Source organism: Lysinibacillus sp. UBA5994 (genome assembly GCF_002429725.1).
Classification (GTDB): Bacteria; Bacillota; Bacilli; order Bacillales_A; family Planococcaceae; genus Lysinibacillus; species Lysinibacillus capsici.
The window spans coordinates 22,243-28,691 of sequence record NZ_DJAU01000060.1 but is presented as its reverse complement, the minus strand read 5'-3'; the positions used below and the strand labels follow the sequence as shown (position 1 = coordinate 28,691).

Here is a 6,449-nt window from a genome sequence, read left to right as displayed (position 1 = left end):
CTGAGCTACTTCGGAATAATTCATGTTATGTTGTCGTCGTTATCTTGTCGACTTTTACTATTATAGGGACAACTCAACAAAACGTCAACTATTTTTTAAACTTTTTTTACTCTACTAATTTTAATTTCCCCAAACACTTACTGCAACAATACTTTTCAACATTCATTTTTATTTTCCGTATATATAATTGGTGGCAATTGACACAAGTATATGTATAGCGTCGTCGTTGTTTTTTAACTGTAGCTTTCGGGACATGTAAAACTGCGCAAAATCGAGGGGCATCTACTTTCCTTAATAATTCTCTAAAATCTTTATCTCGATGCTGATACCCTTTACCTTCAATATGTAGGTGATAATGGCATAATTCGTGTAAAACAATACCTTGAATCTCTTTCAAACCGTATAACTCATAGGCTTTAGGATTAATCTCAATATTATGGGATTGTAAAAGATATCGTCCTCCCGTTGACCGTAATCTCGGATTAAAGTAGGCTTGATGCAGAAAAGGCCTCTGAAAGTTTTCTAAAGATAAGCGACGAACAAGCTCTTGTAATTCTTGATTGTCCACAGTAATCACCTCTAACAACAAGAATACCACACTGCGTAGTATAGACAGTGTGGCAAAAATTTAGTACTCAAACTAATGCTTGATTTTTAGGAGGAAGCATCGTTAAAGAGATACGCCCTTTCGTTACATCTATTTGTTCAACCCAGACAGTTACAATATCCCCAAGTGCCACAACTTCTAATGGATGCTTAATACGTTTATTTTGGAGTTTAGAAATATGCACAAGTCCATCTTGCTTCACGCCAATGTCAACAAATGCGCCGAAATCTACTACATTTCTTACCGTCCCCTGCAATTCCATACCTACTTTTAAATCTTCCATTTTTAATACATCAGTCTTAAGCAATGGTTGTGGGAATGCATCACGTGGGTCACGACTAGGTTTCATTAAGGTATCCACGATATCTTGAATTGTCACAACTCCTACTCCAAGCACATCACTTAATTTTTGGATATTTAGTGCTGCAATAGCATCCTCTGCCTTCTGTGTCCCTAACTCTTTTTTATCTATTTGAGCCTCTGCTAATATTTGCTCAGCAAGGGCATAGGTTTCAGGATGAATACCTGTAGCATCAAACGGATTTTTTGCTTCTGGGACACGTAGGAAACCAATAGCTTGTTCATACGTTTTGGCGCCTAACCTTGGAATCTTCTTTAATTGCGCACGTGTAGTAAATTGACCATTTTCCTCTCGCGTCTTTACGATATTCTCTGCAACAGTTTTTGATAGACCAGAAACATATTGTAAGAGTGATGATGAAGCCGTATTTACATCTACACCAACTTGGTTAACAGCTGTTTCTACTATAAAAGATAGCGATTCATTTAATTTTTTTTGAGAAACATCATGCTGATACTGACCTACACCCACAGCTTTTGGTTCAATTTTCACTAACTCTGATAAAGGATCCTGTAAGCGACGTGCAATGGAGACAGCACTACGTTGTTCAACCTGTAAATCAGGAAATTCTGTACGTGCAATTTCAGACGCTGAATAAACAGATGCCCCCGCTTCATTGACAATCACATAGGCTATGTCAGTAGTAAGTTCATTTAATACATCCGCGATAAATTGTTCTGTCTCCCGAGATGCTGTACCATTACCAATGGCAATTATACTTATTGGATACTTTGCCAAAATTCCTTTTACAATAGCTTTGGATTTTGCCACATCTGGTTTCGGTGGATGTGGGTAAATAGCTGTAATCTCAAGCATTTTCCCAGTTTCATCTACAACCGCCAGCTTGCAACCTGTACGGTAAGCTGGATCAACCCCTAAAACATATTTACCTTTCATAGGTGGTTGTAGCAATAGGTTACGTAAATTTTCGGAAAAAATATGAATAGCCTGTGCCTCAGCTTTTTCTGTAAGCTCGTTTCGTAATTCCCTTTCAATTGAAGGCTGAATTAAACGCTTGTACGAATCCTCGATTGCTAGTTTAACTTCTGCAATAGCAGGAGACGAACCAGTTGCAGGTATCCATTCTTTCCACATAATCATTAATACTCGATCCACCGGCACATGAATAGAAACCTTTAAGATTTCTTCTTTCTCTCCTCGGTTTATCGCTAAAATACGGTGTGGTACAATGCGACTAACAGGCTCTTCATATTCGTAATACATTTCAAAAACATTTTTCTCGTCGATTTCTGTATTTTTCACAGACGTCACAAGAATTCCATCTTTCCATGAATAAGCTCGGATTTTTTCACGAATAGAGGCATCGTCCGCAAAACGTTCTGCTAATATATCTCGAGCTCCTATCAGGGCTTCTTCCGTATTAGTAACTTGTTCGTTGTCCACAAAGTCAGTTGCTAATTGCTCTAATGCATCATCACTAAATGCTAACAGGAGATCTGCAAGAGGCTCTAAACCTTTCTCTTTTGCAATCGTCGCCTTTGTACGTCGTTTTTGCTTATAAGGTCTATATAAATCCTCAACACGTTGTAAGATTGTTGCAGAAAGAATAGTCTGCTCTAATTCTGGTGTAAGCTTTTCTTGCTCTTGGATTAATCGTATAACTTCTTCTTTTCGTTGTTCAAGTTGCTGTATGTAGTGATAACGATCTTCTACAGCTTTAATTTGCACCTCATCAAGTGATCCTGTAACCTCTTTTCGATAGCGCGCAATAAATGGTACCGTATTTCCCTCTTCTAATAAGTTAATAACAGCTTCTACTTGCCCTGGTTTGACTGCTACATCCTTTGCAATGAGCTGTAACATTTGCTTTTGCTCCACATCATCACTACCTTTTTCTTTTCATTTTACCATTACACTTTACTAAAAATGCAAAAAAATAGTCTACTCAGACGAATATGAGTAGACTATTTCCATTCATTTTAAAGGTATTTTTCATTAAACACCCACGAAAGATTAGAGCGAAACACCGCCACTTGCTAGAATAGCCTCTTGTAATTTCTTTATTGCTTTCCTTTGTATCCTCGATACATGCATTTGAGAAATCCCTAATCGTTCTCCAGCTTCTTTTTGACTAAGTTGCTCTAGATATGTAAGCTGAATAATTTGTTTTTCCCTCTCATTCAACACAACCAGCGCCTCTGAAACAATCATTCGTTTATTGGTCATTTCATAGCCATCGTCTTCCCTGCCCAAAATATCGAATAACGTGACTGTACTACCGTCTGAGTCTGACTCTATCGAATGGTCCATAGAAAGAGCTTGATAACTACGGCTCATTTCCATAGCTTCTAGTACCTCTTCCTCTGCTACTTCTAATCGTTCAGCAATATCTTTAATGGATGGAGAACGCTGTAATTCAATTGTCAGCGCCTCCACAGTTGATTTAATCCTCGGCCCAAGTTCCTTTATACGTCTAGGCACATGCACATCCCATGTTTTATCACGTAAAAAACGTTTGATTTCCCCAACAATTGTTGGCACGGCAAAAGCTTCAAAACTACGACCAACATTCGGATCAAAACGTCTTATTGCACCTAACAATCCCAGCATCCCTACTTGAACAATATCATCATAATATGATTTACCATTCGAATATTTACGAGCTATAGATTCAACTAGATATCGATAATGAATCACTAAATTGGTTTGTGCTTCATCATCCTCCGTTGACTGGTACAATTCAATCCACTTAAGTACATCTTCTTTAGATGAAGATTTATGTAGTGATTCTTTCGACATTTTTCTCCACCTGCTCCCTAGTGACATACTTTGTCATGAAGACAGTTACGCCACCATCGTTATTGATCATCACCTCATCCATCAAAGTTTCCATTAAATAAAGTCCCAAACCACCTTCTCTTAGCCCTGCAATACTTTCTTCAGGATGATACGGCCCAATCTTAGACTTAATCTCTTCAAAATTAAAACTATTGCCGTAATCCGCAATCATCATTTCCATTTTATTGTCGTACAGCGCACACCCGATGACAATTTCACCCTCTTCTTCGTCTTTATAAGCATGGTGAACAACATTTGTCACAGCCTCACTTGCTGCAATTTTTAAATCTTCAATATCATCATAATTAAAGCCAATCCTACTCGCTAAGCCCGAGACAGTTAATCGAATGACACTGACAAATTGCGGTTTAGCAGGAACTCTAATTTCAATATAGTCAAATTCCTTCATTATCTTAATTCCACCTTTTTATCAGTTTCGATATCCATCAAATCACTAAGACCAGTAATTTCAAATAATCTTTGTAACCTATTCGATAAACCAACGAGCTTTACTTTACCATTTTCACGTAATGCTCTTTTATAAAAGGCAACAAAAATCCCAAGTCCTGTACTATCCATGTAATTTACCTTTGATAGATCAAGCTCAATTTCTAAACCCTCTGTAATCTTTACAGCTTCTAATTCGTCTCGTAATCCTGAAGCAGTAAACGTATCAATCTCACCCTCAACAAAGCCAAATAATTTATGATCAATTTCTTTAAAATGTATCGTTACGTCCATATAGCACACCTCCACCATATTTGTTAGACTATTTTCTCTACCCTGTTCAATTTAAACTTAAACCTATTTTTTTAAAATAACTACAGTAAAATCATCAAATAGTTTAAAATTTTGCACTCTCTCTATTTCCTTATAAAGGAGCTGACACAATTGCTGGGCAGATAAATGTCTATTTTCTTTTATTAAAGTTGTGATTACCTCTCGCGAATTTAATTCTTCTTTCACTCTAAATTCTGTCACACCGTCGGTCATCATAATAATCAAATCATTCTCTTCTAACACAATTTCATGAAACGTATAGTTTGTTTCAGACAATACACCCAATAGTAAACCTTTAGCCTCTAAGGTAAAGAACTGATCGTTCTTTGCACTATAATGTAAAGCTGGTTCATGGCCTGCCGAAGCATAAGAAAAAATGTTTTGCTCTACATCTAAGCAGCCATAAAACATCGAAACAAACATACTGTCATCCACACCTTTTTCTATTACCCTATTAATAACTTCTAAAACATATGAGGGATCTTTATATGCATATACCAATGTTTCAAGTCCATATTTCACCATCGACATACATAAAGCAGCAGGAACTCCTTTACCGACAACATCTGTCACAGCCACACTTAAATATTCTTCTCCATCATGAAAAAAATGTACATAATCGCCGTTCATTTTTCGAATAGGTACTGAAATCATACCTATATCAATATTTTGCATATTCGGCACATAAGTTTTCAACAATGTTTTTTGGATGTTTGTCGCTATTTTCATTTCCATTTCATATTCAGCTTGCTTTTGAAGTAAACTTTGATGCTCTCTATGTGCCATTCCATAATGCACCATTACTTCAATCAAAAAATCATAAGCAGGCTGTGATTCGTTCATTTGATTCGGAAATATTTGTTCTACAGCATTTTTATGAATGCTAATAACATCCTCGGGAGAGATATTTTTTTGAATTAACTGACGTGTGAAGTTCTGAGCGATATATAAATTTCTTTCTGTTTGGTTGACCATATAATCTGCTAATATTTTTTTATACTGAGCTTCTAATTGTTTCAGTTTTCTTCACGTCCTAACGCAACCATTTTTCCGCTCTTATCGTTGTTCCCTCTCCAACGACAGATTGAATATCTAAACTATCCATCAATCGTTTAACACCTGGCAAACCAGCACCTAGCCCCCCCGAGGTAGAATAACCATCCTCCATTACTTTACGAACATCTTTAATACCAGGCCCTTGATCTGTTGCAACAACAACTATTTTCTTTTCAGTATCTGCTTCAACCCTTTCAATTGCTATGATACCTATACTTGCATATAAATAAATATTTCGTGCTAATTCACTAATTGCCGTGGTGATGCGGGCTTGATCAACAGTGCCAAATCCAAGTGCTTTTGCTTCATTGCGCCCCAGTTGTCTAGCTGCAACAATATCCCACTCTGTAATAATTTCAACCGAAGACCTATATGTCACTGCTGTCCCTCCATTTCCTTTGGAGTTATACTCTTACACTTTTATTCAAACTGCTTGCCATCATTTAAAATGAATGAATTGCCTCTATAAATGGAATATTCTATGTAAATTTTCATATACCTTTTAAGAATTTTTTCAAAAATCTATTTTTATTAAAAATCTTGTGTATATCTTAAAGCTTTTTGTAACATTTATCAATTACACCTTAGCTTAATTATTTCAGGTACTTCATCTTTCGTAGCAAAATCGTTCGTTGAGCAAGATCTATCGTAATTCAAATTATGGTAAAGACATTTCAAGGATATAAGACAAAAAAGCATCGAGATATCATAATCTCGATGCTTCTATACACATATGTATATCAAAATTTAACTAGACCTAAACTGATCATCAACGCACCATCAACTTTTTCCATCACAGCATGATCCAGTTGCGTAATACGATCCGTCAATCTTGACTTATCAATT

Annotated in this window: 7 protein-coding genes and 1 pseudogene; all 8 read right to left on the bottom strand. The window is 36.5% G+C overall.

Going from position 1 to position 6,449, the window contains the following annotated elements:
- Positions 1-106: 106 nt before the first annotated feature.
- Positions 107-568: a SprT family protein gene (locus B3D98_RS20735; RefSeq protein ID WP_103118888.1), complete on the bottom strand. Its 462-nt coding sequence runs from the start codon at positions 566-568 to the stop codon at positions 107-109.
- Positions 569-635: 67 nt separating this feature from the next.
- Positions 636-2,807, bottom strand: a complete 2,172-nt coding sequence (locus B3D98_RS20730) for a Tex family protein (protein WP_288585781.1) — start codon at positions 2,805-2,807, stop codon at positions 636-638.
- Positions 2,808-2,942: 135 nt separating this feature from the next.
- On the bottom strand, positions 2,943-3,728 hold the full coding sequence (gene sigB, locus B3D98_RS20725) for an RNA polymerase sigma factor SigB (RefSeq protein ID WP_066038032.1): 786 nt from the start codon (positions 3,726-3,728) through the stop codon (positions 2,943-2,945).
- Positions 3,706-4,176 (bottom strand): anti-sigma B factor RsbW, encoded by a 471-nt coding sequence (gene rsbW, locus B3D98_RS20720; RefSeq protein ID WP_016993413.1) that lies wholly within the window; start codon positions 4,174-4,176, stop codon positions 3,706-3,708. Before rsbW ends, sigB begins: the two co-directional genes overlap by 23 nt.
- The gene (locus B3D98_RS20715; protein ID WP_016993414.1) at positions 4,176-4,508 is read right to left on the bottom strand and encodes an STAS domain-containing protein; all 333 of its coding nucleotides are present in this window, start codon (positions 4,506-4,508) and stop codon (positions 4,176-4,178) included. The genes rsbW and B3D98_RS20715 overlap by 1 nt, the downstream gene beginning before the upstream one ends.
- Positions 4,509-4,571: 63 nt before the next feature.
- Complete coding sequence (locus B3D98_RS20710; RefSeq protein WP_048394289.1) at positions 4,572-5,522, bottom strand: PP2C family protein-serine/threonine phosphatase; 951 nt, start codon at positions 5,520-5,522, stop codon at positions 4,572-4,574.
- Positions 5,523-5,580: 58 nt separating this feature from the next.
- Positions 5,581-5,982 carry an anti-sigma regulatory factor gene (locus tag B3D98_RS20705; protein WP_048394287.1) on the bottom strand — a complete coding sequence of 134 codons (402 nt, stop codon included), beginning with the start codon at positions 5,980-5,982 and terminating at the stop codon, positions 5,581-5,583.
- A gap of 361 nt (positions 5,983-6,343) precedes the next feature.
- Positions 6,344-6,449: pseudogene (locus tag B3D98_RS20700) on the bottom strand (PemK family transcriptional regulator); the annotation flags it as partial.